Here is a 23,624-nt window from a genome sequence, read left to right as displayed (position 1 = left end):
TACGAAAGGAAGAAACATGAAATTCATTCGCGATATCATTGGCGAGAAACGCCAGGCGGAGACATCGATTTCGGCAATGCCGATGGCGACCGGGTCCGCACGCGAGGCGCACAAGCCAGATTTACCATCCGAGGAACCCGACGCTGTCGCGGTGTGCCGCAATGACGTCGCGGATAAGGGATTGAAGTCTGGTGCGGCGATCCAAACTTCGGCGCAATCGCAGGACGAGACCGACGCGGATCCGGGCATGAGCGAAGAGGTCGCAAAGTTTTTCGCCAGTTCTGATGAGTCGAATTTCTTTCTCGACGAATATGACGAGGCCTTCGATGACTATGAGGACGTCGAAGAAGACACGTTCGATCAGCCCGGGGTCGCGGCAACGGACGCAGACGCGCATTCCGGTCAAGCGGCCGCGCCCGCCCATATCCCAGACGCGGAGCTGACTCCGGATGTACAAGAGGAAGAGATGGAGCCTGCGTCCCCCATGCAGGCCACGTCGGACCACATCGACCAGCTTTTGGAAGAGGACCTGGACACGACCGACATGATTGGCGCACATGACGACCTGGGGAGGCAGGAATCATATTCTGCCGAAGCCACGACCAGCACAGCGCAATTCACCGAAGAACCCGAACTCGCGGAGATGCGCCCTGCGGCGCCGTGCCCGAGTGTGGCGATGCGCGGGCGCCCCTTGCACCATTCGGCTCCGCCCGAGCCGACGGAAGACGCCGGTCCGATCCCGCAACACGCCGCCCAGCCGCGCGCGGCTGTCGAGGTTCCGCAACCGGCCGTCGGACGCGGCGCCAGCCGTCACGGCCGCGTCAAGACAAGGTTGCTCGGTTTCAACACAGCCATGGAGACTGACGCAGATCCGATGTTGGAAAACGACAAGGCAGGTGCGGCGCCCTACACGTCGTTTCCCGTCGGCTGGCTGATTGTCGTCGACGGACCCGGGCGTGGATCTGCGTTCACCTTGTTTCAAGGTGTCAGCACGATCGGCCGAGGCGAAGATCAGACCGTGCGCCTCGACTTTGGCGACAACAGCATTTCGCGCGCCGGCCACGCCTCGATTGCATACGACATTCGGCAGAAAGGCTTCTTCATCGGACATGGGGGCAAGGCGAACATCGTTCGCCGGAACGACCGACCTGTCCTGAGCACCGAGGAACTGGCCGCGGGCGACACCATCATGATCGGTGAAACCTCGCTGCGGTTTGTTCCTCTGTGCTGCCAGGACTTTTCCTGGGATCAGGAAACAGAGATGGGCCGTGCCTATGCAAACCGAGGCTGATTTCACCTACGATTCCGCAATGGTCACCGAGCTTGGGCGCCGAGAGCGGCAAGAGGATGCGCTCGCCTCGGATTTCCCATCGGGCGAATCATTCGGTTTTGTCGTGCTGGCGGACGGCATGGGAGGACACCAGGCCGGGGACATTGCCAGCAAGATCGTTGTTACCGAGGTTTTCAGTGGCCTGAAAATGCAATCCGGGGACCCGGAACTTCTTGAGGCGCGGGTATGCGACGCGCTCAAAGGCGCGGCTTCGAACGCCAACGACTGTGTGGGGCTCTACGCGCGGTCCCATCCCGAGGCTCGCGGCATGGGGGCAACGCTGCTCGCGACCATCTTCATAGAGGATCGTTTGTACTGGCTGTCCGTCGGGGACTCTCCTTTGTACCTCTTCCGCAACGGAACCCTGACGCGCCTGAACGACAATCATGCGCTGTCGTCGCAGGTGGATTTCCTTGTCGAGTCCGGGCTCATGAGCCGCGCGGATGCGATGCAGCACCCTGACCAAAGCTGTCTGACCTCGGTTCTGATTGGCAAGGACATCAACCAGATAGACTGCCCCGAGGTACCTTTCACGCTGTTAGAGGATGACATCCTGATGTCGGCGAGTGATGGGCTTCAATTCATTTCGGAAGAACAAATCGAAGGCTTGCTGAGGTTCCAGCACAAGAACTCTGCCGAGAAGATCAGCGCCGTATTGGCCGACGAGATCAAGAATCTGGATGATCCCGATCAGGACAATCTGGCGATCTGCGTCGTGAAGGTGCTGAAGAAAGGCGCAATGGCGGAACCTGCGGACGTGCATGAAACCGTCGAACGCCTCAAGAACGGCAAAACGGAAACACTTACGATCCTGGCGCGCGTCAGGAGATCCAAAACCGCGTCCGGGTAGGGCAGATCGGAGAAACAACATGAACACTGCCGAGCAGCTGAACCCCGTCATCGATCGTCTTGGACGCGCTCTTGACCGTGGCAATCTGCCACCTCCTTATGCACGTTGCGGAGCGCGGCTTCTGTCGCTGCTGACCAGGCCGGTGCAGGTTGTCGTGACCGGTTTCGCGGGAAGCGGAAAAACCAAGCTGCTTGAAATGATGTCGGCACACCCCGATGTCGCAAACGACCAAACGGTCCCGGTTTTCGAACTTTCATACGGCGACACCGAACAGGCCCTGATCGAGCGCACGGACGGGTCGGTTTCGATGGTGCACGGGCTGCTGAAGCAGTGCGAGATACCCCGCGACGCCTTGCGCGTCCGCCAGGAACTCCCCGACCCGAACCTGATTCAACAGGATTACATTGAAGTCGGCCTCGGCAGCACGGAGGCGGAACGCCAGAGCGCTCTTGAAGCCGTGATTGCGCGTGCGGATTTCGTAGTCTGGTGCAGCCAGGATTTCACGCCAGAAGAACAAAGGCTTTGGTCCACGGTGCCGGATCACATCAAGGATCATAGTGTTCTCGTCCTGACAAAGGCGGATCAGCTGCTGATGCGTGATGTGTTGAGCGACAACATCGCGAGACTGGAGCCCATCGTCAGCAACGAGTTCCTCGGGCTGTTCCCCGTTGCAACCATTCAGGGCGTCACCGCGCAAACCGGCGCAGAGCACGTCGATGATCCTTTGTGGGCGGCCAGTGGGGGCAAGACCCTGATGCAAGTGGTCTCGCGGCACATCCGGCACGGCAGAACCGCTGACATCGACCAGGCGCGGGTCTTCCTCGATCGCCTTGCACTGAAAATTCCGCAGAACACAGAGCAGCTTCCAGAGACCCTCAAAGCAAAGCCACAGCCTGTGGCGGCCAACGAGGCGGACGTGGCTGAATCAAGCCAGATAGAGACCGCTTATGATGAAAACGCAGATCACGAGGCACCGATCGGCCTACTTTCCGAGGCGGTGGATGTGCTGCAACGCCACGCGGGACAGATGCTCGACGCGCTCGACGAAGGCGGCGAGGTGGACAGCGAAAAGATAATCGACAGCTGCAGCGACGCGGTCCGTTCCGTAAGTGCCCTTTTGGGGTCGGGACCAGGTGATGCCGCAACAGACGCACTGAAGGGCGACCTGCAGGATGGCGAAGAGATGCTTATGCTCTTTCAACTTGAACGCGGCGAAGACGCCGCCGTCGATGCAGTCGCGCTGGTGCTTCAACTTCGCAAGGAGATGGAAAAGAAAGCCGTTGTCTGACGCTGCGGGGAGCCAATGTTTTCTCGCACAGCCGTCCAACTATAACCACAATTCTTGGTCATTTTCTACTCAAGCGCGAGCGTCGAGCAGGACAAGACAAAAGACATCGCCGCGAAGAGCGAACAACAGGTGCCTTGATGAACATCGAAGCGAAACTTGACACTGCAACACGAATCCGGGCTTCGTCGAGCCCATCCAACCTGCGCGCGGGAATGGAAAAACTCGCGGATTTCGCGCAGGATGTAGAGACGCTGGAAAAAGCGGTCGACACGCTCGGCGAACTTGTTGGGCAAGAAAGCAGAAAACCGGTAGATCGCCTGAAGAGCGAGCTGGCCACGTTCGAGCCACGCGTGACCGTTCTTGGCCAGGTAAAAGCCGGCAAGACAGCATTGATCAACGCGATCACCGGTTGGTCCGACTTATTGCCATCCGACGTGAACCCTTGGACATCCGTGGTGACATCCCTGCACCTGACCCCGGCGAAGAAACGTGCCGAGAAAGGTGCCCGGTTCCGGTTCATGACCGAAGACGAATGGGCGCGTCTGACCACCAAGGGAGGGCGGATCGGTGAACTTGCGGACCGTGCCGGGGCGGACAGCGAACTGGCCAAGATACAGGAGCAAATCGAGCGGATGCGCACCATGTCGAAGGCGCGCCTTGGTCGGAACTTCGAACTCCTCATGGGTCAGGAGCATGAATACAGCTATTTCGACAAGAATTTGCTGGAACGCTATATCTGCCTTGGCGACGATTTCGACGTCGATACGCAGGACGCGATTTCGGACGACCAGGGGCGCTTTGCCGACATCACGCGTTCGGCCGAACTGTTTCTGAATTGTCAGAGCGTTCCGTTCCGCATGTGTATCCGGGACACGCCCGGTGTGAACGACACATTCATGGTGCGCGAGTTGGTCACGATCCAGGCCTTGCGCGACAGCCGGGTCTGCGTCGTTGTGCTGTCGGCCACCCAGGCACTGACGTCCGTGGACATGGCACTTCTTCGCATGATCTCGAACCTGAAATCGCGCGAAGTTATCATTTTCGTCAACCGGATCGATGAACTTTCGGACCCGGCGAACCAGATGTCGGAGATAGAGCAGAGTATCCGCGCAACGCTGAAGGCCAATGGTGGCCCTGAGAACGCGCAGCTTGTGTTCGGAAGCGCGTACTGGGCAAACATGGTGCTTACAGGCGAGTTGCAGTCGATGCACAAGGCCAGCGCCGATGCGCTCGTGTCGTTCAGCAGGGCGGTCCTAGGCGAAAAGTTCAGCCGCGACACACCCGTGGGCGTCATCTGGGAAATGTCGGGCCTGCCGCAACTGATGGCGGCGGTGTCAGACCAGATCGTGACCAGTCTGGGCGCGCCGTTCCTCAAACGCGTTGCATCCTCCGCCACCACGATCGCAACGTCGCAACAGGCGGTCCGGACGGTCCGGGTCGAGGTGGAAGGCGTCGCGAGCGAACTGAGTTCGGAACAGATAATGGCAACGTTCGAGCGCATGGCAGAAGATACTGTCGCCACGCTTGAATCGCAGCTTTCACGCATCTTCGACCATTACAGGATCCGCGCCGATCGAGCCCATGCGAATTTCGTCGAACGCGCGACACACTCGTTGCTCGGCCACCTTGAAACTTACGGCGACGAACATGTCTGGGAATACGATCCGACGGGTCTTCGGGTGCTCTTGCGATCGGCCTATTCCGCCATGGGCAACCAGGCACGCAAATCCGCAAAGGCCATATACGAACAGGCCGTGACCGACATCGCTCAATTGTTGTTCCGGGGCTTTGGTCCGGTCGTGGAAGGCATCCAGCTTGCCGTGCCGGACGTCCCACAGGTGCCCGCACCCGTGTCGCTAAGCCAGACGATCGCGCTGGATTTCAACGATAGCTGGTGGTCGCTTTGGTGGCGCAGGATGCGCGGCTACAAGGCCTTCGCAAAGAAGTTCAGCGACCTCATCAGCGCCGAAACCGAAGACTTCATGACCCAGATGAAGGATGTACAAACCGCTGATATTCAGGCGGAATTGCTGGAAGAACTGGAACACTTCCTGGAAGAACAGAGAAGCATACTGATCAGCCTGACCTCTGACGCCGAACACCAAGGCGATGCCAAACGCCTGTTCGACGCATCCGAAAATGAGAACCGCGAACGAAAGCTCGAGGATACGCTCGGGACTTTCCGGCGCTATGCGACATGACAAAGGAGACACCGGTGACCCACGATGTATCTGGCGGGACGCCCCGCAAAACCCGTTTGGCCCTGATGGGCGAGTTCAGTGCCGGCAAGAGCACCTTGATCAAGCTATTTCTCGGTGAGCATCCCCTGCCGATCAAGATCACTGCGACGCGTCTGCCCCCGGTTCTGATCAGCCATGGTGAAGAGGCCGCATATGCTGTGGGGCACGATGGAGTCGAAACATGCATCGACATCGACGAGATCGAACAGGTCAGATTGGAAGAGACGCGCCTCATCCGGCTCTACAAGCCCTGCGATACACTGGAAATCTGTGACCTGATCGACATGCCCGGCATCTCGGATCCGAGCATGTCGTCGGATGTCTGGATGTCCGTCATGGATGAGGTTGATAGCGTCGTTTGGTGCACGCAAGCGACGCAAGCCTGGCGGCAATCGGAAGCCGCCACGTGGCAACAGATTTCGGAACGCACCAACGGAGAGAACTATCTTCTGGTGACGCAAGTCGACAAGTTCCATTCCGAAAGGGACCTTGATCGCGTCATGACGCGTGTGCGCAAGGAAACTCAGGGGCTGTTCAGCCGCACGTTCCCCATTTCAATCACCGAAGCGATTGCCGCCGGAGAGGATGAAACGAAGTGGCGCGCCAGTGGCGCCGCAGACTTCATCAATGACCTGGTCGAAAACCTGATGACGGCCTCTGCGCTGTCATATACCGAACCGGCGGAGTGTCCGCAGGAAGACTCGTCTAAGGAAGCTCGCGCTTCGACTGTCGAACCTGCTGCGCTTTCTACTGATAAAAACGGCAATGACGTCGGCCGCGGATCGTGCGTTGCAGAACAGACGACGAGCGTTGTTCCCAAGCGCGTGCGTGTCCTGACCCAGATGCGCGGTCGGACCGAAAGGCCAACCAAGGCCCGGGTGGCGACTGGCTAGCAGACCTGAGCCCCATGGATCACTCGATGTCCCTTTCTGAGCGCCTCGATGAATTGAGGCATGTGGTGCCAAGCTGCACGCTTGCCTCGTTCGGCGACATCTCGACGGGGCTTGCGCTGCGCACCAGTGCGTCCGACCTTTACAAACAAGAATATCTGGACGAAGTGCTGCGCCAGGCATCGGCGAATTTCGAGTTGTCGGATTTGATGTCAGACGACAATGATCTGGTGATTCTGGCCATGCCCGACGAGATCCGGATATTCGTGCGATCCCTTGCAGACAATCCCGACGTTGTGTGCTGCATTTGCGATGAAGCATCTGATGTTTCGCTTGCCACTCGATCAGCCCGGAATATCTTGAGTGACCTGGCGGGGGCGATGTGAAACTACATTCGAAATCCGCGCCCACGATGAATGATGAAGCGGCTGCGCAGCTACTGCGCAGCATGCTTGACCGCGTGATGACACCAAGCGAGGCATTGCGCAAAGTCGAAGACGTGCCTGCGAGGGATTTCGCGCGGTTGATCAGCCGTTTGTCGCAGGAGATCAATGAAACCGTGTTGCCGCGCACCTTTACCCTATGTTCCGACACCGGGACAGAAGCGACGGTCGTGATCTCCAACCGACGCCTGATTGCGTTGGAAATCGGTGAGCGGAAAGTCGAACTCGACGCGGAGCGATATCGCGACGCCGGTGCCGTCGCGCGAGAATATGCAAAAGCGATCAAGGCCCTGTTCCTGCGATCCGGCCCGATGCGGTTGCGCCTTGTCGGACGGGCGCCCGCCATCATGGCACAAGGCAGGACCTGCACCGCCACACACATCAGCCAGGTTGCGCATCAACCGGGTTTCGAAAACCGAATGAAGGCCTTTCTCAAGGGGTCACATGCGCAGTCCCTGGGGTGGATCTTTCAGGGAGGCGATGGTCGGATCGTGACACATGGCAATGACGGCGAGATCATGAAAAAGCTGCAGAGCCTTCGCGACATCGTTATTTCGAAAGCAAAAGATCGGAAAAACGCCCCCCGCATTGAAACAGCGTGCCCTTCCTGCTCGGTTTTCGCGATCACGCCGGATGACCAAGCATTGATTGCAGAAGACGGGACCGATCGGATTTTCGCGGCGTTTCCAAATTCGGACATCTTCGAGGCCGTGGGCGCATGGCAACGAGTTTTCAACACGTCCGAACACTAAACCACCGACTACAATTTGCCGTACTGGCGTCTGGTTTTCGAAAATCCAGCTTTCAAATTTGCTGCAATCACAGCGAATTTCGAAAAACTAGCATCAAAACACCATAGCTATGTTATCAAAGCTGGACTTCTACCGCATGCTGTATGCATAACTAAATCTACGGTTGAAAATATAAAAGCGAGCAGAAATGAACCGGTCGTGGTTGCCCTTCCCGGCATCTCCGGAACCTGAAACCCAGCAACATGCAAGGTTCCCCTATAGCGACCGGCTTCGTTCCAAGCCGGACGTAACGAGTAGTGGAAGTCGAACGCAGTTATCCAAGATCGGATCTTATGCAGAGATCAGGTCGGACGCTCTCTCTTTCAGAAATATGCACGAGTACGGTACGCTGCTGACAAAATACCTGGAGGCCAGAAAGAACATCTTTCTGGATGGTCTCGGTTGGCATGTCGCCGAAGCAGACGGGATGGAATTCGACCAATACGATAGTCCGCAGGCACAATGGATCATTCTCCATCGGTTCGGTGAGGTTCTTGGAGGTGTCCGAATGCTGCCGACAACTGCGCAATGCGGAATCTACAGTTACATGTTGCGAGACGCCCAAAACGGTTTGCTGGACGGTATGCCCACCGACATCCTGTTTTTCGAAGCGCCAGTAGAGCATAATGTTTGGGAAGCGACGCGATTCTTCATCGTGAACAGTGTGTCGGCAGCACAAAGGCTTGAAGTGCAGAAGCATTTGTTCGCTTCTATGGCCCTCGCCGCTTCGGAAAACGGCGCGGTACACGTCCTTGGAATCGTTCCCGCCGTCTGGGCCCGTTGGTCGCGACGACTTGGAGTGAAAGCCACGCCGATTGGCGCAAAGTTCACTGTCGACAATTTCGCCAGCCAATCCGTCCTGTTCAAGGTTGGCGACTTCCAGAACCAGTTTCCCCAAACCTCGCAAAACCGCTGAAATCCAACCCATCGTTTCAATAGTGGAAACGGTATTAGTGTGCCATCTTATTTCTGGCACAATAGACCGTATTTTTCGACATTTACGCCTCAAATTGAGCAAATTGATTTAGCAAGTTGTTCGCGTTCACATGAAATTGGCGAGCGTGGAAAATGTCAGTTGCAGATCAAAGCAAAGAGCGATTTCAGGAAAAGCTGCGACAGACAGCTGAAGAAGAGACCAAGTTTCGGGTTCTTGTTGTCGATGATGAACTCAGCATTCTGGAGTTGGTGAAAACTGCGCTTGAGACGCTTGAAGACTTCGACGTCCTAACCGCAAGCTCTGCTGCTGATGCCTTCGAGATCATCCTGGATGAAGACGTTCCGTTCGATTGCGTTGTTCTGGACATCCAGATGCCCGATATCGATGGCATCGAGTTGCTTGCCGACTTGCGCGTGTTGCCGGAATACGCAGAAACCCCTGTGCTGATGCTGACCGCGATGAGTGATCGAGAGTACATCGACGCCGCGTTTCACGCCGGCGCGTCCGACTTCATTAACAAGCCTTTCGACTTTCACGAACTTCGCAGCCGCATCAAATGTGCGCACGAGCTTGTTCAGGCGCGACGTGAAGCTGCAAAAAGCACTGAAACCCTCAGTGAACTGAAGCTCAGAACCTCAAGAACTGGTCAATTCAATTTCGATGACCCGATTTCGATGAGGGACGTGGATTGCTTCCTGCGTTACATCGAGTTCGACAACTACACATCACAATTGGCCCGCGCCAAGATCTTCGGGTCGTACGCTGTTTCGGTGATGTTGCACGACGCGAAACTATTTTACGACCTCGCCGGAACCGCGAAGTTTCATGATGCGATCCAGAGCATCGCTTTTTCGATCCAGCGCGCCACCGAAGAGTTCGACTGTGTTTTCTCTTATCGTGGCAGCGGGATATTTCTTATTGTGGTCCACGGCACGAGGTCTTCGGGTGGTTCGCTGAAATCAATGAACCTCGGAGAGCTCTTCGGGGCCCGGATCCGTAGCTACATCGATGACGATCGCATAGAGGTATTGCTCAGTAACCCTGTCCCTATGAGCGTGCTGTCTCGAACGGCAGTCAAAGGCGCGATCGAGAAATCCGTGACAGCGGTCAAGCAACTGGAGGAGGCGCTGCAGAATTGCTCTGAGTTTCCCCAGGCAGAAAACATCGGTCATCTGGCGGCCATGAAACCGCAGTCGGAAAAGCGTATGTACGAGCGTGTGCTGCATGATCTTTTCGGTGAAGAGAGCTATCTGATCTCACGTTAAGCACGTACTGATGCGCTTTCGCATCACACGCTTCGCTAAAACAGGCGAAGCGCTTTCTAAATTGTTGTTTTGAAAGTCACCCGCCGCTACAGCTCAGGTAGCAGTATCGCCGCCATCGGTCCCAACAGAGCGCATTCAAAGAAATCCGCGCGGGGTTCCGGTCTTTTCGGGCCCGGCAAAAAACTTTTGAGCAGTATCCCAACCATTGTTTCGAGGTTCATGCGTGCGCGAGGCCGTACCATGACGCGCTGGCTGACGAACGTGTAGGGGTAAGTGAAACGGTCGGGGAGTGTCGGCTATGTACGCTGAGGCTTTATCTGTTCCCACACCCGTCGCCGCCAAGTTGGCGATGACTTCCGTCAATCTTTTGGCTTTCGCCAAGCTTGCCGGGCGAAACATGCTTGAGGTCATCCCGGTCGAGACGACGCAGCAAACTTATCTCAGGGGTCCTCTCAACATCCATTACATCTGCGATCCCGAAATGATCACCGAACTTCTCGTAGGGCCAGGCCGGCGCTTCCCAAAAGCAAAATTCACCAAGGATATAATCGGGTCTGCAGTCGGCAACGGGCTGATCCTGTCCGAAGGCGACAAATGGCGACACCAACGCAAACGGTATTCCCCGCTCTTCGCGGCGCGAAACCTTCCGATGCTATCGCAACATTTTGCAGAAACCGGAATGGAAGTGGCGGACTCTCTGGCAGAGGGGCACGGGCGCGTCGACGTAACGCAGATGGCGCCGGCATCGACTCTGACGAATATTTCGCGCGTGATTTTCTCGGGCAATGAAGAGGTCACAGCCGAAACCATCAGGGCAGGCCTGAAGAATTATTTCGAATACATCTCCGAGATCTCTCTGTTTGATCTGATGCAATTGCCCAAATGGTTGCCGCGCCGAAAATGGCTGAAGAGCAAAGGTCCGGTGACGGACATGCGCAGGCTTGCGAGGCACGTGATCGAAGAGAGGGAGGCGCAGGCGCGGCCGGTACCGCTTGATTTTCTGGACCTCATGATCGCTGCCTTGAAAGAGGACCATGAAGATATCGACACCACCGTCGACAACCTGCTGACGTTTGTCGTGGCCGGCCATGAAACGTCCGCGAACGCCATCGCTTGGGGCGTTTACCTGCTGGCACTCTTTCCCGAGACGCAGTCGCGTATCCGCAGCGAAATCCGGTCGGTCAACCCTGACGCGCCACTCACGTTCGAAGATGTGCAGAAGATGCCTCTCTTGAAGGCGCATATCCAAGAGACGCTACGCCTCTACCCGTCCGCCGCATTCTTCGCACGTGACGCCAGCGACAGCGTCACCATCAAGGACGTGTCCATCAAGAAAGGCGATGCACTCTTTTTCCCGGTCTATTCATTGCATCGCAACGCGGTGCTTTGGGAAGACCCAGATGAGTACCGGCCAGAGCGTTTCCTCGGTAAGAGTTATCCGCGCGGGCAATTCATACCATTCGGTGATGGGCCGAGGATTTGCATCGGCGCGCAATACGCCGAAACCGAGATCATGATCCTGATCGCGTCCGTCGTTCGCAAAATTCGCTTTTCACTGACCGATGCCCCTGTACCGCGCCCGGTTCTGACCTTCACGATGCGCCCGGACGGTCCGATGATCCTTGAGGCGACACCGGTCTGAGATCCCGTTTGGCTCAGGATTCCGTCGCGTCCGGCAGTTCAAGATAGAACGTCGTCCCCTCATCAACGACGCTTTCATAGAAAATCCGGCCATCGTGATGTGTGGCAATATCGCGGGAGATATTCATGCCCAGACCGCTGCCCGGCGCCTTGCGCTGATCAGACGAGTCCAGCTGGCTGAAGCGCTCGAATATCTTGTCCTCTGAGCCGTCAGGTATACCGCACCCTCGGTCACGAACGTGAATGCGAATCACCGCGTCGACCCGCTCATAGCCCACAGTCACTCTAGAGCCGTCGGGTGAGAATTTCACGGCATTCGAGATCATATTGGCCATGATCTGCATCAAGCGCTTGTGGTCGCCTTGGATCTTCAACGACTTATCCGAGTTTTCGTCCTGGACCAGCGAGACGTTATGCTTTGACGCATAACCCTGGTTTCCATTGACCGCATCTTCGACCAGATCCTGAACGCTTAGGATCTCTTTGCGATATTGCATTTCGTTGGCTTCGATCCTCTGAAGATCAAGCACATCGTCAATCAAGCAGGCAAGTCTCTCGCTGTTTTTTCCAGCACTTTCCAACAACTTGGACGCCTTTTCCGGCAACTCTCCCAAGGCGCCGCAATTGACCAGATCAAGGGTGCCCTTGATGGATGTCAGTGGTGTTCTCAATTCATGGCTGACCGTAGAAACGAACTGCGACTTCGCGACATAAGCCGCCTTGGTGCGCTCGTGCTCCTGCCGCAGCGCCTCCAGCTGCGCCAGGTTTTTGCGATAAAGCTTCAGAAACACGACCGAGCAGTCGATCAGGAAATACATCACGAAGATCACGGTGAAGAAGTGCAGCCAGATATACGAGTCGAGGCTCGGGCGCACGAGCCAGAGGTCCGTGCAGACGATGACGAGAAACGAAATGCCATACATCGCGAGCCGTATAGCGAGCGCAAGCACCAATTGATGGTTGTTCATCGCAGCGAACAGAGCGGCGGCGAAAAGAAAGAACAAAGGGGCAAAATGCCCTCCGGCTTCCTGTTTCCAGGCCACTGAAACCGCGTACAGGCAAATTGCTGCAGAACTCAGAACGGTATTCAGAAGAATCCAGTAATAATTGGTGTATATCTCGCGGTACTGGTGAGGTTTAAGCGCTTTGACACGTCGCGCAAGGATCACGTCCTGAAGTTCACACAGGACGATTACGAAATAGAAAACCAGGGCATGTGTCGGATCGACATAGAAAGCCGTCAGAACCGCTGCGGCCAAGTAGATCGCCTGACGCTGCCAAATCAAGGCAAAGGCGATGGACGTGTAATCATTAAGGTTCTGCAAAAGCCTGGCGTCGGACGGTACGTCCGCTTCAGCAGTGTCGTGTGCTTCGAGAAGCGCCATTTGTGGATCACACTTTTTTAGATTGCCCTAGACGCTCAGATTTGCACAGCGATGTGGTCGCAATATGCCGCTAATCTAGCGGAACTCGGGCAATCTCGATTGTTGTAATTGGATCACTACTTTCGGCACGGCGCCAAACGAAGCGCAATAACTAGGTCAAAAGCGACACAAAGAAGAGCCCATTTGGCATGAAATGATATCTGCCGAACTTCCTGCCAAAAAAAAGCGCAATATCACCCTATTGTTTCGTCAATAGAAAGTATCTTGCACCGATCAGCATAGCCAAGCTCCGCCACCTCAACCGAAAGCAGTACACCATGAGAATACTTGCCGTTGACGATGACGAAAGCATGCTGGAACTTATCGATCATTCGCTGAGCATCTCGGCGCACCACTACGTAGCGACGGCCATTTCCGCAGAGCAGGCGTTGGAGAAGATTGAATCCGAGGAAGTGGGGTTCGATTGTTTTCTCGTGGACATTCAGATGCCAAGAGTCGACGGCATTGATCTGACTAGCATAATACGGCGGATAGCAGGGTGCGAACGAAAGCCGGTCGTCATGCTCACTGCCATGCATGAAAAACCGTATCTCGATATGGCCTTTCGGGCCGGCGCAACCGACTACATCACAAAGCCATTCAATTTCAGAGAGCTGCGAAGCAGGATCTTCGAGGCCGGCAAAATGTGCGCCAGCGAAGTGCAATCCATACCGGACAGCCAGAACAGCTCCGGTTTTTCTTGGGTCAACGGTGAACTGATCTACGACGGACCTGTTTCACTTTCGGATGATGGGGACGTGAAAAGCCTCTTGTCCTTTGTTGAGTTCGAGAACTACGTGCAGGAAACCGCGCGCGCCTACATGCGCGACAGGACCAAACCGCGCAATGGCGGCCCGGCTGCAATCGGTTTAAAAATCGCCTGTCCGCAAAGCAATCAAACGTACCCTCGGTTCGAGCCGATTGGTCCACTTCTGAGCGAAGTGGTCCAGGCCGCTAATACAGTGTTCTACAACGCTTTGAACTATCTTTCATATCGCGGTAACGGCACGTTCCTTTGCCTGCTGAATAACCATGTACACGAGTCGAGCGGGAGCCTCGAGCGTGAATTGAACGTTTGTCTGGGCTCGCGCCTGAACGATCTGGAAGACTACGGGATTCACGTTTTCGCTGGGAACCAGGTGCCGTTGAGAACGTCCTTGCCGTCAGCGGCTCTGGATATCTTATGGATGGCAGGCGAAAGCGTGGAACAGAAGTTCATCGCTGCAAGACACGCGGCAAAGTAGCAATCCTTTCCTAAGAGCGAGTAACGATCTGTCGAATGAGACAGGCGTCTCGGTAGCGCCGACAAGGCGACACATGCACGATTGTTTCCGAGTGTCACGTTACGGCAATTGGCCAAGGCAGAGAAACCAACCGTTTCCAAAGACAATCAAAAGTTCGCTTTAATGCCCAAAGAAAGTCGTTCCCGCGGCAGCGTGTGACGGCATATTGGCACTGGGTAACGAGTGGGTAATTAAACCTTTCATGTAAAGTCGCGGCAGTCCCATTCGCTCAGGGACTGCCGTTTTTTCATGATTTTGAGAGTGCCATACTAATGGCCGTACTGATCCGACCGACCTTTTGCCTGAGAACTCGACGTTTTTCAAAAACCGGCATCGATGATTTAGCGTCAACTATCTGCGGTTCATCGCTTCAAGACAACAGTCGCACAATATGTCTGTCGAGGGCTTCCTTTAGATCATTTCCTACCCCTCTTGATCGCAATTTTTCTGCTTTGAGCCACTATAGCCAACTAGTCCAGATCAGCGTTTGTGGGCCGACGGCGAGTACGGTCGTAATAGATCGGATCCAGTTCGCAAAGATACCCCCGGCAGCCGGTCTTCTCGGTGGCGATCACGGTCGAACCGGATCCACCGAAGAGATCGAGCACGATCTCTTTGCGTCCCGAGGCGTCCCGGATCGCATCGGCGATCATCTGCACAGGCTTGACGGTCGGGTGCAGCGCAAGCTGGTCCATACATCCCGCGTGCCGGCTGTTGGCCCCGCGATACTCCCAGACATTGGTGCGGTACCGCCCGTGCTGGCCTAGCTCGAACGCGTTGATGTGCGCGGCCTTGCCCTTCTTGACGACGAATATCAACTCGTGGCGCAAGCGATAGAATGTCCCCATCCCGCCATTGTCCTTGGCCCAGACGATCAGATTCTTCAGTTCGTCATAGAACCCCTGCCCCGCGGCCAGCAATTCCGACATGTGCCGCCAATACATGCAAAGATAGTGGACCGAACCGTCGACGATGTGATCCGCCATGTTCCGAAAAGCGCGCTCCAAAAGGCCGGTGAACTCCGAGACCGTCATCTCGCCAGAGGCCATGGCGAACTCGCGGTGCTGGATCTTGCCGGAACTGCCCACATGGCCGTCGGTCTTTACATTGTAGGGCGGATCTCGGCGACGACCGGGTGGTCAGACTTGCTGCGCAGAACGTAGATCGTGCCTGTGTAGCTGCCGGCGCCCTCCGCGGCATTGTTGACGAGAGGACCGGCGTCCGGATCGGTAATCCGACGAACCGCCGGGTCCTGCGTGAGCGCCTACTGCAAGGACCGGGCACGAAGGTTACTCTCCGTTCCATTATCAAAAATTACCCTCAGACGGCTATCGCGTTTACCCTGTTCGTTCGTAAAGACGTCTCCTGCATGCGCGACGTAGGCCATCAAGCCGTCGACCATGAAGAACCGGCCGGGCTCGATCTCGGACTTCCGCTCGAACTTCAGGGTCTGGCGATTGCCAATCTCGATGTCGGCCTTCTCGGCCTCGAAAAGAGGCTTGAACTCGTCGAAGTCGCTGGTCGACCGGCGGCTCGCGATGTCTTCCGCAGAACGGCGCTCTGTCTGCGTGCGGACGTGCTTTAGTTTTTTGAGGCCTGAAGCCTCCGCTGGCGCCACTCCCAAGACAGCAAGGCGCTCGTCATCGTCGAGAGCCGACGGCTACGGCGCATCGCACAAGTCGGTGCAGCGTTCACGGGTGATCCTGCAATTTTGACGGGTCTTTCTCGGAGCGTAACTCCACTTTGGATCAACCGAAGGAGACAACAATGTCCAGTCCAAGCCAATACCGATGCGAAGAAAAGGTAGTGACAGTTCTCAAAAACAAAAACCTTAGCCTGAACGCGCTCTGGCTCTTTCAGGCTGCATACCACACCTCACTGCTTCCAACGCAAGCGGCCCGGCCTCCTCACTTTCATTGTTTCGCCCGGTGAAGGCGTCAAAGCAATGCAAGGTTGACTTCAAAAATCTTGTCGCATCCGGCGACTGATGCTCAGGTGGCCGGTCTGCCTCCAGACTTCAGCCGAGCTGCGATCTCTTCGATCTGAGCGTGGACCAGCGGCTTGTTGACAAACTCGTCAATGGCGCGGAACTGCTTTGCCCGCTCCACATCCCGTGGATCAACCGACGAGGTCAGCATTACGATGATCATCCGGCAAAAATCCTTGCCGAACCGCGCCACCGCCGCTTCCAGAAAAGCAAAGCCGCCCATGCGCGGCATGTTGACGTCGAGAAACAGCACGTCGATCTCGGGCCGGTCGGGTCGCGAAAGGAACTCTAGCGCGTCTTCGGCCATGGGAAAGGCCAACAGTTTTTTAACCAGCCCGCTACGGCGCATCAACCGCTCGCAAGCCACGTGAAAAAACGTGTCGTCGTCGATCAGCATTACGGTCCCAATGGCCGCATCCGACTTGGCATCCAGGTCAGTCATCGTCTGCAACCTCCAGCCTGAGGGTAAAGATCGACCCGCCGTCGGTGTTCTCGTCAACCTCGATCGTGCCGTTCAGGTTCTGAACGATCCGCCGGCACATCGTCAGGCCCAGCCCGCTGCCGGGAATCTCATCATGCCGGTGCAGCCGGCTGAACAGATCGAAGACATGGCTGCGGTGTTCCGGCGATATCCCGATGCCGTTGTCCGCCACCGTGATTCTTATCCTCCCTTCCGCGTCAGGCGGACCAGCCCCGATCACGATCTCCGGGCGGCGGTCGGGGTGCCGAAACTTGATCGCGTTCGACAAAAGGTTCTGAAAAAGGATACGTAGCATGACCGCGTCGCCCCGCACGACAGGCAAAGCGCCGGTCTGCACCCGCGCTCCCGCGCCCGTGATCTCTGCCCTGAGATCTGCGATCACCTCTTCGACAGTCCGTTCCAAAGCACAGGGTGCAAGTTTTATTTCCGATCCGATCAAATGCGTGGAGCGCAACAGATCCTCGATCAGCACCGACATGCGCGACAGGGTTTCGCGGCTCATACTGACAAGTTCCGACTTCTCGGCGTCCAGCTTATCGCTGCCGAATTCATCCAACTCGGATAACAGCATCGACACCGTCTGTACCGGCGATTTCAGGTCGTGCGATACCGCGTAAGCAAAGGATTTCAGTTCCGCGTTGGCCGCGTACAGGTCGTCATTGCTCTTCTGTAACAGCCGGCGGTGTTGCCGCTCGCGCCGCGCCTTAGCATTTGCGCTTTCCAGTTCGGCGTTCAACTCCCGAAATGGCTTGCCAAGCGGATCCGCATTGTCCGAGACCAGAACGAACCCGCTTGTTTCCCGGCCACCATCCCGGATCGCACCCACGCGAAACCGGATGCGGCGCGGCAATCCCGAGGTTGCGGCGCGAAGCGGTAACAAAATACCGTCGCCCGAGGCCGCGATGATCATTTCGCGCAACGCCTCCTCGCGTGAAATCTCGAACACATCGGGCAAGGCCAATTCGTCCGGTACTGGCCTGTTTACGAAAAGTCGCTGCAGAAGCCTTTCCACTCTGGCGTTTACCGCCTGAACACGGGCCGCGCGGTCGACCAGCATCACGTGTTTGGGCAACGCACGAAAAGCGCTGACTTCCGCAGGCGGATATCGTGCCGCCTCAGCCAAAGAACTCTCGGCCCGCCTCACCTTCTGTCAGGTGAATGACCACACGACAGCCCGGATCACCACGGGCTATGGTCGCCGTCTTCTCGACCCGGGCATAGCCCAGGTTGCTGGCCGCGATCCGACCGAACACGCTGGTCGTCATCATGCACAGCGACTCGCGGCCGTCGACCTGTCCTGCGAAGGGGCAGGCGGAATTGGTCAGCACGATGCGGTCGGGGCAGATCGACTCTATCCTGAACCCGCCCTCGATCCGGCTCTTCAAATCCACCAGAGCCTGCGCCACCTGCTTCGCATCCAACGTCTCGGTGCCGAAGATCGTGCGGTACTCTTCATTCATGGTCTCGCCGATCTGCGATCCGACCCGCCCGATAAAGCCCTTGGCAGCCTCCAAGCCGACGCGGCTTTCCAACACGTTCGCCAGTTCGCTCACCAACTCTCGCAGAAACTGGTCCCGGTTGCGGGTGATCACCTCATCCGCACCTGCGATCGGCGACATCTCCATAGCAAACTCCTGCATTGTGCTGGCCCTCGTCCATGAGCTTAGCGCCAATGGATTAACGAAACCTGAAGACCGATTGCTCTGATTGCGGAGCCATCACGAAATTTGTAAATTACTTTTTACAATTTTTATCAGATATATAGTGAATTAATTACCATATATTGGCAATAAAATTCCATATATTGAACATTTTACTCTGGACTTCGGGCTGCCTGGCCCCGACGGTCTGTGTCCGAAACCGGGTAACAAACCGGCTTCGCAAGGGAGAACATATGACCGATACGGGGCTTGAAACCGGCGCTCCATCCGCTGCGGATAGTGCCAAGACAGCCGAGACATCGCTGGCCAAGGCGATCCGTCTGCTGCCGATCGTGGCCGCCCGCAACGCGACCGGCGTCAGCCTTTCGACCGTCGCGCGCAAGGCCAACCTTAAGACCGCGACCGCCCGCCGGCTGTTGCAGGGCCTGGTCGAGGGCGGCCTGCTCAGCTTTGACCCTTATTCCAAGATCTATACTCTCGGCATCGGCTTGTTTGATCTGGCCGGCGCCCCCGGCTCGCCTCGCCAGTTCGATCCGCTGCGCATGGAACTGCGGCCCGCCCTGTCGGAAATTGCCGCCGCCACCGGCGAGGCCACGTTTCTCTCCGTGCCATTCGGCGACGAGGCACTCTGCATCGACGCCGCTGGCGAAACCCACGCGCTTTGCGCCAACACCCTTCAGGTCGGCGCGCGGCGTCCGCTGGGCGTAGGCGCTGGCAGCGCTGCGCTTCTCGCTGCCCTGCCCGAGGACCAGTGCGACCGCCAAATCGCCGCCAACGCCGACATCTACAGCCGCTACGGCGAGCTCAACGCCGCCGACGTGCGCCGCATGGTGCGGCATTGGCGCGAGCATCGCTGGCTGATCAACGCCTCCATCATCATCCCCGACGTCGGCGCCATCGCCGTCGCCGTGTTTGACCAATCGGGTCAGCTGCGCGCGGCAATCTCGGTCGCGGCGCTCAAATCCCGCCTCGCGCCCAAGCGGCGCAAGGAGATCGTATCGGTTATGACCCGCGCAATCGCGCGGCCGGGTTTCACGACGTAAGGCAAGAATTACCCATGTATCCCATTCACTTCTTCCACCGCGCCGCGCACCTCTGGCCCGATAACATTGCCGTCGAACATGGCGACGATGCGCTCAGCTATGCCCAGTTGCACGCCCGCGTCCAGGCGCTGGCCACCGGCCTGCAAGAGCTTGATCCCGAATTCGGCAGCCGCGTCGGCATCTGCTGCTACAACACCATTGACCACCTGGTCTGCTGGCTGGCCGTGCTGGCCGCGGGCAAAGTCTGGGTGCCTTTGCAACCGATGAACGCCAGCGCCGAGCTGGTGCGCGCGGTCGGCTTCACCCGCGCCAGCATCGTCATCGTCCAGACCGAAACCGCCGAAAAGCTGACCGGCGCCGAGACCACGTTCTTGTTCTCCGATCCCGCCGGCGGCCCCGGGAGCACCGGCGACCTGGTCCGGAAACACATGGGGCAGTCACCTGCCTCGTGCGATCTGCCGCTCGACGCCACCCAGGCGATCAAGTTCACCGGCGGCACCACCGGCCTGCCGAAGGGCGTTATGCAGCCCTACCGTGCTTGGAACACCAACATCGCCACCCAGATCGCCGCCTGGTCGCTGGGCGAACGCCAGCGCTACCTTGCCGCCGCACCGATCACCCACGGCACCTCCACCTATATCTTGCCGACGCTGGCCACCGGCGGCACGATCGTGTTGCTCGACCGGCCCCGCCCCGAGCAGACGCTGGATTTCCTGCAATACGCCCGGATCACCACCACTTTCGTTCCACCCACCGTGCTGTACATGCTGATGGAACTCGAAAACGTCCGCGATGCCGATTACGCAGATCTCAAGAACCTGATCTATGGCGCAGGCCCCATGCGCCCCGACGCCATCGGCCGCGCGCAAGGCATCTTCGGCCCGTGCCTGGCCTCCACTTATGGCCAGACCGAGGCACCGCAGATCGCCACGATGATCTCGGCCGAGGAACTCAAGGATCCCGCCAAGCGCGCCTCGGTAGGCCGCGAGACGATGCTCAGCCAGGTCGAGATCATGAATGAGGCCGGCAAGATCCTGCCCCCCGGCGAAACCGGCGAGATCGTCATACGCGGTGACCTTCTGATGACCGGCTACTGGGACCAGCCCGAGATCACCGCCAGGACGCTGGTCGATGGCTGGCTGCATACCGGCGACCTGGGCCAGAAGGACGAGCACGGTTACCTGTTCATACGCGGCCGCGCCAAGGAAATGATCATCACCGGCGGCTTCAATGTGTACCCGGCGGATGTCGAAACGGTGATGGGCGAACACCCCGAGATCATCGACTGCGCCGTCTACGGCGTGCCCGACGACAAGTGGGGCGAGGCGGTGCATGCCGCCGTTCAGGTGCGCGATGCCAAGGCCGTCACCGGCGACGAGATCATCGCCTTCATCCGCGAGCGTCTCGGCCCTGTCCAGACGCCCAAATCCGTGAATTTTCGCGACAGCTTGCCGCGCAACGCCATCGGCAAGCTTCAGAAAAACCAGCTCGCCGAAGAGCATGCAGCCGCGTTCGAAAAAGGATAACACATGTCCAAGCCAGCCCCCACGACCTCGCTTTGCCGCTACACCGACACCGAGATCTTCTATCGCAACCACAACCTTGTGGACGAGCTTCTGACCGATGACAGCGATTTCGTCACCGTGATGATGCAGCATATCCTCAACCGCCAAGTATCGCCAAGCCAGAAACGGGTGATGAACGCGATTCTGATCGTGATGATGGAACACGGGCTCACGCCCAGCGCCATCACCACCCGGTCGATCTACATGTCGGCACCGGAAAACCTTCAGGGGGCCGTGTCCGCCGGGCTTCTGGCCGTCGGCAGCCAATTCGTAGGCACGATCGAAAACAACGCCCGCCTCCTGTCAGAACTGGTCGATCTCGACGCCGACGCGCAGGCCGCCCGCGCCGTCGAGATTGTACGCGAACATCGCGCCCGCAAGGCCCACCTGCCGGGCTTTGGCCACCACCTGCATAAGCCTGACGATCCTCGCGCCCTCAAGCTGCTGGAAATCGGCGAGAAGGAATCCGACAACCCGCGCTATCTGCGCGCCCTGAAAACCCTGTCCACCGCCGTCGACTCGGAATTTGACCGCCACATCACCATCAACGCCACTGGTGCCACCGCCGCGCTTCTGGGTGACATGGACATCCCCGTGAACCTGATGCGCGGCTTCGCCGTCATCTCTCGCGCCGCGGGCCTTGTCGCGCATATTGCCGAAGAGCAGCAGAAACCCTCCGGTCGCTTCATCTGGGAGACGATCGACAAGGCCATGCCGTTCGAGGACGATGCATGAGCGATTTCGCCATAGTCACCGGCGGCGCCCGCGGCATCGGCGCGGCGATTGCAAAGCGGCTCAAGGCCGACGGGCTGCGCATCGCCGTGGTGGACCGGATCGCGCCCGAGCATGACCACGCCGACGAGGTGCTCGAGCTGGAGCTGTCGGATGTCGAGGCCACGCGCACCGCGCTGGAGAAATTCTGCGACGGGCGGCGCGTCACGCGGTTGGTCAACAACGCCGGCATCGTCGAGCCCGCGGATGTCGCCTCGACCGATCCTTATTCCATCGACAAGGTCGCGGCGGTCAACCTGCGCGCACCGCTTGTCTGCCTGCAAGCCGCCCTGCCCGCAATGAAGGACGCGCGGCTGGGCAGGGTCGTCAACATCTCCAGCCGCGTGGCCCTGGGCAAGGAGCTGCGCACCGCCTATTCGGCCACCAAGGCGGGTCTGCACGGCATGACGAAGACATGGGCACTGGAACTGGGCCAGCACGGAATCACGGTCAATGCGCTCGGCCCCGGTCCCATCGCCACCGAGCTTTTCAACCAGGTGAACCCGCCGGGCGATCCGCGCACCGACAAGATCATCGCGACGGTGCCCATGAAGCGCACCGGAACCCCCGAGGACGTGGCCGACGCCGTGTCGTTCTTTTGTTCGGAACGGGCGGGGTTCGTGACCGGACAGGTCCTTTACGTCTGCGGAGGCATGACCATCGGATCCGTCTGAACAATATCCGGACGCAAGGAAAGACAAGACTTTTCATCAAAGGAGGAGACCAAGATGAAACTCAACCGCAGAACCCTGATCGGCGCCGTCAGCGCCACCGCCATGCTGGCGGTGGGCGGCCCGGCCATGGCACAGGACTACCCGAGCAAGCGCATCACGCTGATCGTGCCCTACAGCGCCGGTGGCGCCACCGATGTTCTGGCCCGCCAAGTCGCCGATGGCCTAGCGCAGGTGCTGGACGAAACCGTGACGGTCGAAAATCGCCCCGGCGCCGGCGCCACGCTCGGCACCACCCAGGCGGCCAACGCGCGTCCCGACGGCTATACGCTCTTCATGGGGCAGGTGTCGTCGCATGGCATCGCACCCGCCGTCTACAAGAACCTGCAATACGACCCGGTCGAAGATTTCACGCCTATCAAGCTGATCCTGTCGATCCCTAACGTCATGGTGGTTAACAAAGACAGCCCCTATCAAACTGCGCAGGAATTCCTAGACGCCGCCAAGTCCGAGAATATGACCTTCGGGTCCTCGGGCGTGGGCAGCTCGATCCACCTTTCGGGCGAGATGTTCAAGGCCCGCACCGGCGCCGACATGACCCACGTGCCCTTCCGCGGCAGCGGCGAGGCCGTGCCGGCTCTGTTGTCGGGCGATGTCGACGTGATGTTCGACAACTTGCCCTCGGCGATGCCGCATATCCAGTCGGGCGCCCTGCGCGCGCTGGCGGTCACCACACCGGAACGTTCCGAGCATCTCGAGGACGTGCCGACGCTGGACGAGCTGGACGTGTCCGAGCTCGACGGCTTTGCCGCGCGCTCGTGGTTCGGTCTGCTGGCCCCCGCGGGCACCGACGACGCGGTTGTCGCCACGCTGAACAACGCGTTGGACGAGGTCCTTGCAAGCGACAGCTTCCAAAAATTCGCCGATACGCGCGGCGGCCAGATCGAGGGCGGCAGCCCCGAGGATTTCGCCGCCTACATCGAGGGCGAGCTTTCCAGCTGGAAGACCGTCGTTGACGAGGCCGGCGTAACGGTCGAGTGATCCTTCGAAAATTCCGAGGTGG

At 58.1% G+C, this 23,624-nt stretch carries 21 protein-coding genes and 1 pseudogene; 17 read left to right on the top strand and 5 right to left on the bottom strand.

What is annotated here, in order from left to right; translation table 11 throughout:
• Positions 1 to 16: 16 nt before the first annotated feature.
• The 10 genes from FIU86_RS22780 to FIU86_RS04665 all read left to right on the top strand — a co-directional run bounded on the left by FIU86_RS22780 (position 17) and on the right by FIU86_RS04665 (position 11,676).
• Complete coding sequence (locus FIU86_RS22780) at positions 17 to 1,291, top strand: FHA domain-containing protein (RefSeq protein WP_254703943.1); 1,275 nt, start codon at positions 17 to 19, stop codon at positions 1,289 to 1,291.
• On the top strand, positions 1,275 to 2,180 hold the full coding sequence (locus tag FIU86_RS04705; protein ID WP_152476931.1) for a PP2C family serine/threonine-protein phosphatase: 906 nt from the start codon (positions 1,275 to 1,277) through the stop codon (positions 2,178 to 2,180). The genes FIU86_RS22780 and FIU86_RS04705 overlap by 17 nt, the downstream gene beginning before the upstream one ends.
• A gap of 19 nt (positions 2,181 to 2,199) precedes the next feature.
• Positions 2,200 to 3,468, top strand: coding sequence for a GTP-binding protein (locus FIU86_RS04700; RefSeq protein ID WP_172977432.1), 1,269 nt, complete (start codon positions 2,200 to 2,202; stop codon positions 3,466 to 3,468).
• A gap of 212 nt (positions 3,469 to 3,680) precedes the next feature.
• Entirely contained in the window at positions 3,681 to 5,669 is a 1,989-nt protein-coding gene (locus FIU86_RS04695) for a dynamin family protein (protein WP_254703942.1), read from the top strand.
• A gap of 65 nt (positions 5,670 to 5,734) precedes the next feature.
• A complete protein-coding gene (locus FIU86_RS04690) occupies positions 5,735 to 6,601 on the top strand; it encodes a dynamin family protein (protein WP_254703941.1) in 867 nt (288 codons plus the stop codon).
• Positions 6,602 to 6,627: 26 nt separating this feature from the next.
• A complete protein-coding gene (locus FIU86_RS04685) occupies positions 6,628 to 6,984 on the top strand; it encodes a hypothetical protein (protein WP_152474007.1) in 357 nt (118 codons plus the stop codon).
• Between the two features lie 26 nt (positions 6,985 to 7,010).
• Complete coding sequence (locus tag FIU86_RS04680; RefSeq protein ID WP_152474006.1) at positions 7,011 to 7,793, top strand: hypothetical protein; 783 nt, start codon at positions 7,011 to 7,013, stop codon at positions 7,791 to 7,793.
• A 187-nt stretch (positions 7,794 to 7,980) separates the two neighbouring features.
• Positions 7,981 to 8,748, top strand: a complete 768-nt coding sequence (locus FIU86_RS04675) for an acyl-homoserine-lactone synthase (RefSeq protein WP_152474005.1) — start codon at positions 7,981 to 7,983, stop codon at positions 8,746 to 8,748.
• Between the two features lie 152 nt (positions 8,749 to 8,900).
• The gene (locus FIU86_RS04670; RefSeq protein ID WP_152474004.1) at positions 8,901 to 10,034 is read left to right on the top strand and encodes a two-component system response regulator; all 1,134 of its coding nucleotides are present in this window, start codon (positions 8,901 to 8,903) and stop codon (positions 10,032 to 10,034) included.
• A gap of 397 nt (positions 10,035 to 10,431) precedes the next feature.
• Positions 10,432 to 11,676, top strand: a complete 1,245-nt coding sequence (locus FIU86_RS04665; protein ID WP_254703940.1) for a cytochrome P450 — start codon at positions 10,432 to 10,434, stop codon at positions 11,674 to 11,676.
• 13 nt (positions 11,677 to 11,689) lie between these two features.
• Here the strand turns inward: FIU86_RS04665 and FIU86_RS04660 are convergent, their stop codons facing one another.
• Positions 11,690 to 13,060, bottom strand: a complete 1,371-nt coding sequence (locus tag FIU86_RS04660) for a cell wall metabolism sensor histidine kinase WalK (RefSeq protein ID WP_152474002.1) — start codon at positions 13,058 to 13,060, stop codon at positions 11,690 to 11,692.
• A gap of 317 nt (positions 13,061 to 13,377) precedes the next feature.
• Between FIU86_RS04660 and FIU86_RS04655 the strand changes: the two genes are divergently transcribed.
• Entirely contained in the window at positions 13,378 to 14,343 is a 966-nt protein-coding gene (locus FIU86_RS04655; RefSeq protein WP_152474001.1) for a response regulator, read from the top strand.
• Positions 14,344 to 14,852: 509 nt separating this feature from the next.
• Here the strand turns inward: FIU86_RS04655 and FIU86_RS04650 are convergent.
• Positions 14,853 to 15,491: pseudogene (locus FIU86_RS04650) on the bottom strand (site-specific DNA-methyltransferase); the annotation flags it as partial.
• 260 nt (positions 15,492 to 15,751) lie between these two features.
• Between FIU86_RS04650 and FIU86_RS22505 the strand changes: the two are divergent.
• Positions 15,752 to 15,967 (top strand): hypothetical protein, encoded by a 216-nt coding sequence (locus FIU86_RS22505; protein WP_172977431.1) that lies wholly within the window; start codon positions 15,752 to 15,754, stop codon positions 15,965 to 15,967.
• A 406-nt stretch (positions 15,968 to 16,373) separates the two neighbouring features.
• On the opposite strand, the gene FIU86_RS04640 is transcribed toward FIU86_RS22505, so the two are convergent.
• The 3 genes from FIU86_RS04640 to FIU86_RS04630 all read right to left on the bottom strand — a co-directional run bounded on the left by FIU86_RS04640 (position 16,374) and on the right by FIU86_RS04630 (position 18,475).
• Positions 16,374 to 16,811 (bottom strand): response regulator, encoded by a 438-nt coding sequence (locus tag FIU86_RS04640; protein ID WP_254703939.1) that lies wholly within the window; start codon positions 16,809 to 16,811, stop codon positions 16,374 to 16,376.
• Entirely contained in the window at positions 16,804 to 17,796 is a 993-nt protein-coding gene (locus FIU86_RS04635) for an ATP-binding protein (protein ID WP_254703995.1), read from the bottom strand. The genes FIU86_RS04640 and FIU86_RS04635 overlap by 8 nt, the downstream gene beginning before the upstream one ends.
• 169 nt (positions 17,797 to 17,965) lie before the next feature.
• Complete coding sequence (locus FIU86_RS04630) at positions 17,966 to 18,475, bottom strand: methanogen output domain 1-containing protein (protein ID WP_216647202.1); 510 nt, start codon at positions 18,473 to 18,475, stop codon at positions 17,966 to 17,968.
• A 269-nt stretch (positions 18,476 to 18,744) separates the two neighbouring features.
• Here FIU86_RS04630 and FIU86_RS04625 point away from each other — a divergent pair, with 269 nt between their 5' ends.
• From FIU86_RS04625 to FIU86_RS04605, 5 genes are read left to right on the top strand one after another with little or no spacing between them, the layout of a single operon-like run.
• Positions 18,745 to 19,554: an IclR family transcriptional regulator gene (locus FIU86_RS04625; RefSeq protein WP_152473997.1), complete on the top strand. Its 810-nt coding sequence runs from the start codon at positions 18,745 to 18,747 to the stop codon at positions 19,552 to 19,554.
• 14 nt (positions 19,555 to 19,568) lie between these two features.
• Positions 19,569 to 21,080: a class I adenylate-forming enzyme family protein gene (locus tag FIU86_RS04620; protein ID WP_152473996.1), complete on the top strand. Its 1,512-nt coding sequence runs from the start codon at positions 19,569 to 19,571 to the stop codon at positions 21,078 to 21,080.
• Between the two features lie 3 nt (positions 21,081 to 21,083).
• Positions 21,084 to 21,854 (top strand): citryl-CoA lyase, encoded by a 771-nt coding sequence (locus FIU86_RS04615; RefSeq protein ID WP_152473995.1) that lies wholly within the window; start codon positions 21,084 to 21,086, stop codon positions 21,852 to 21,854.
• Positions 21,851 to 22,564, top strand: coding sequence for an SDR family NAD(P)-dependent oxidoreductase (locus FIU86_RS04610; RefSeq protein WP_152473994.1), 714 nt, complete (start codon positions 21,851 to 21,853; stop codon positions 22,562 to 22,564). Before FIU86_RS04615 ends, FIU86_RS04610 begins: the two co-directional genes overlap by 4 nt.
• Before the next feature lie 54 nt (positions 22,565 to 22,618).
• Entirely contained in the window at positions 22,619 to 23,602 is a 984-nt protein-coding gene (locus FIU86_RS04605; protein WP_152473993.1) for a tripartite tricarboxylate transporter substrate binding protein, read from the top strand.
• Positions 23,603 to 23,624 lie beyond the last annotated feature (22 nt).

Source organism: Roseovarius sp. THAF9, from assembly GCF_009363715.1.
GTDB lineage: Bacteria > Pseudomonadota > Alphaproteobacteria > Rhodobacterales > Rhodobacteraceae > Roseovarius.
Note: the sequence above shows the minus strand (reverse complement) of the source record. Positions and strands in the feature narration are given on the sequence as shown.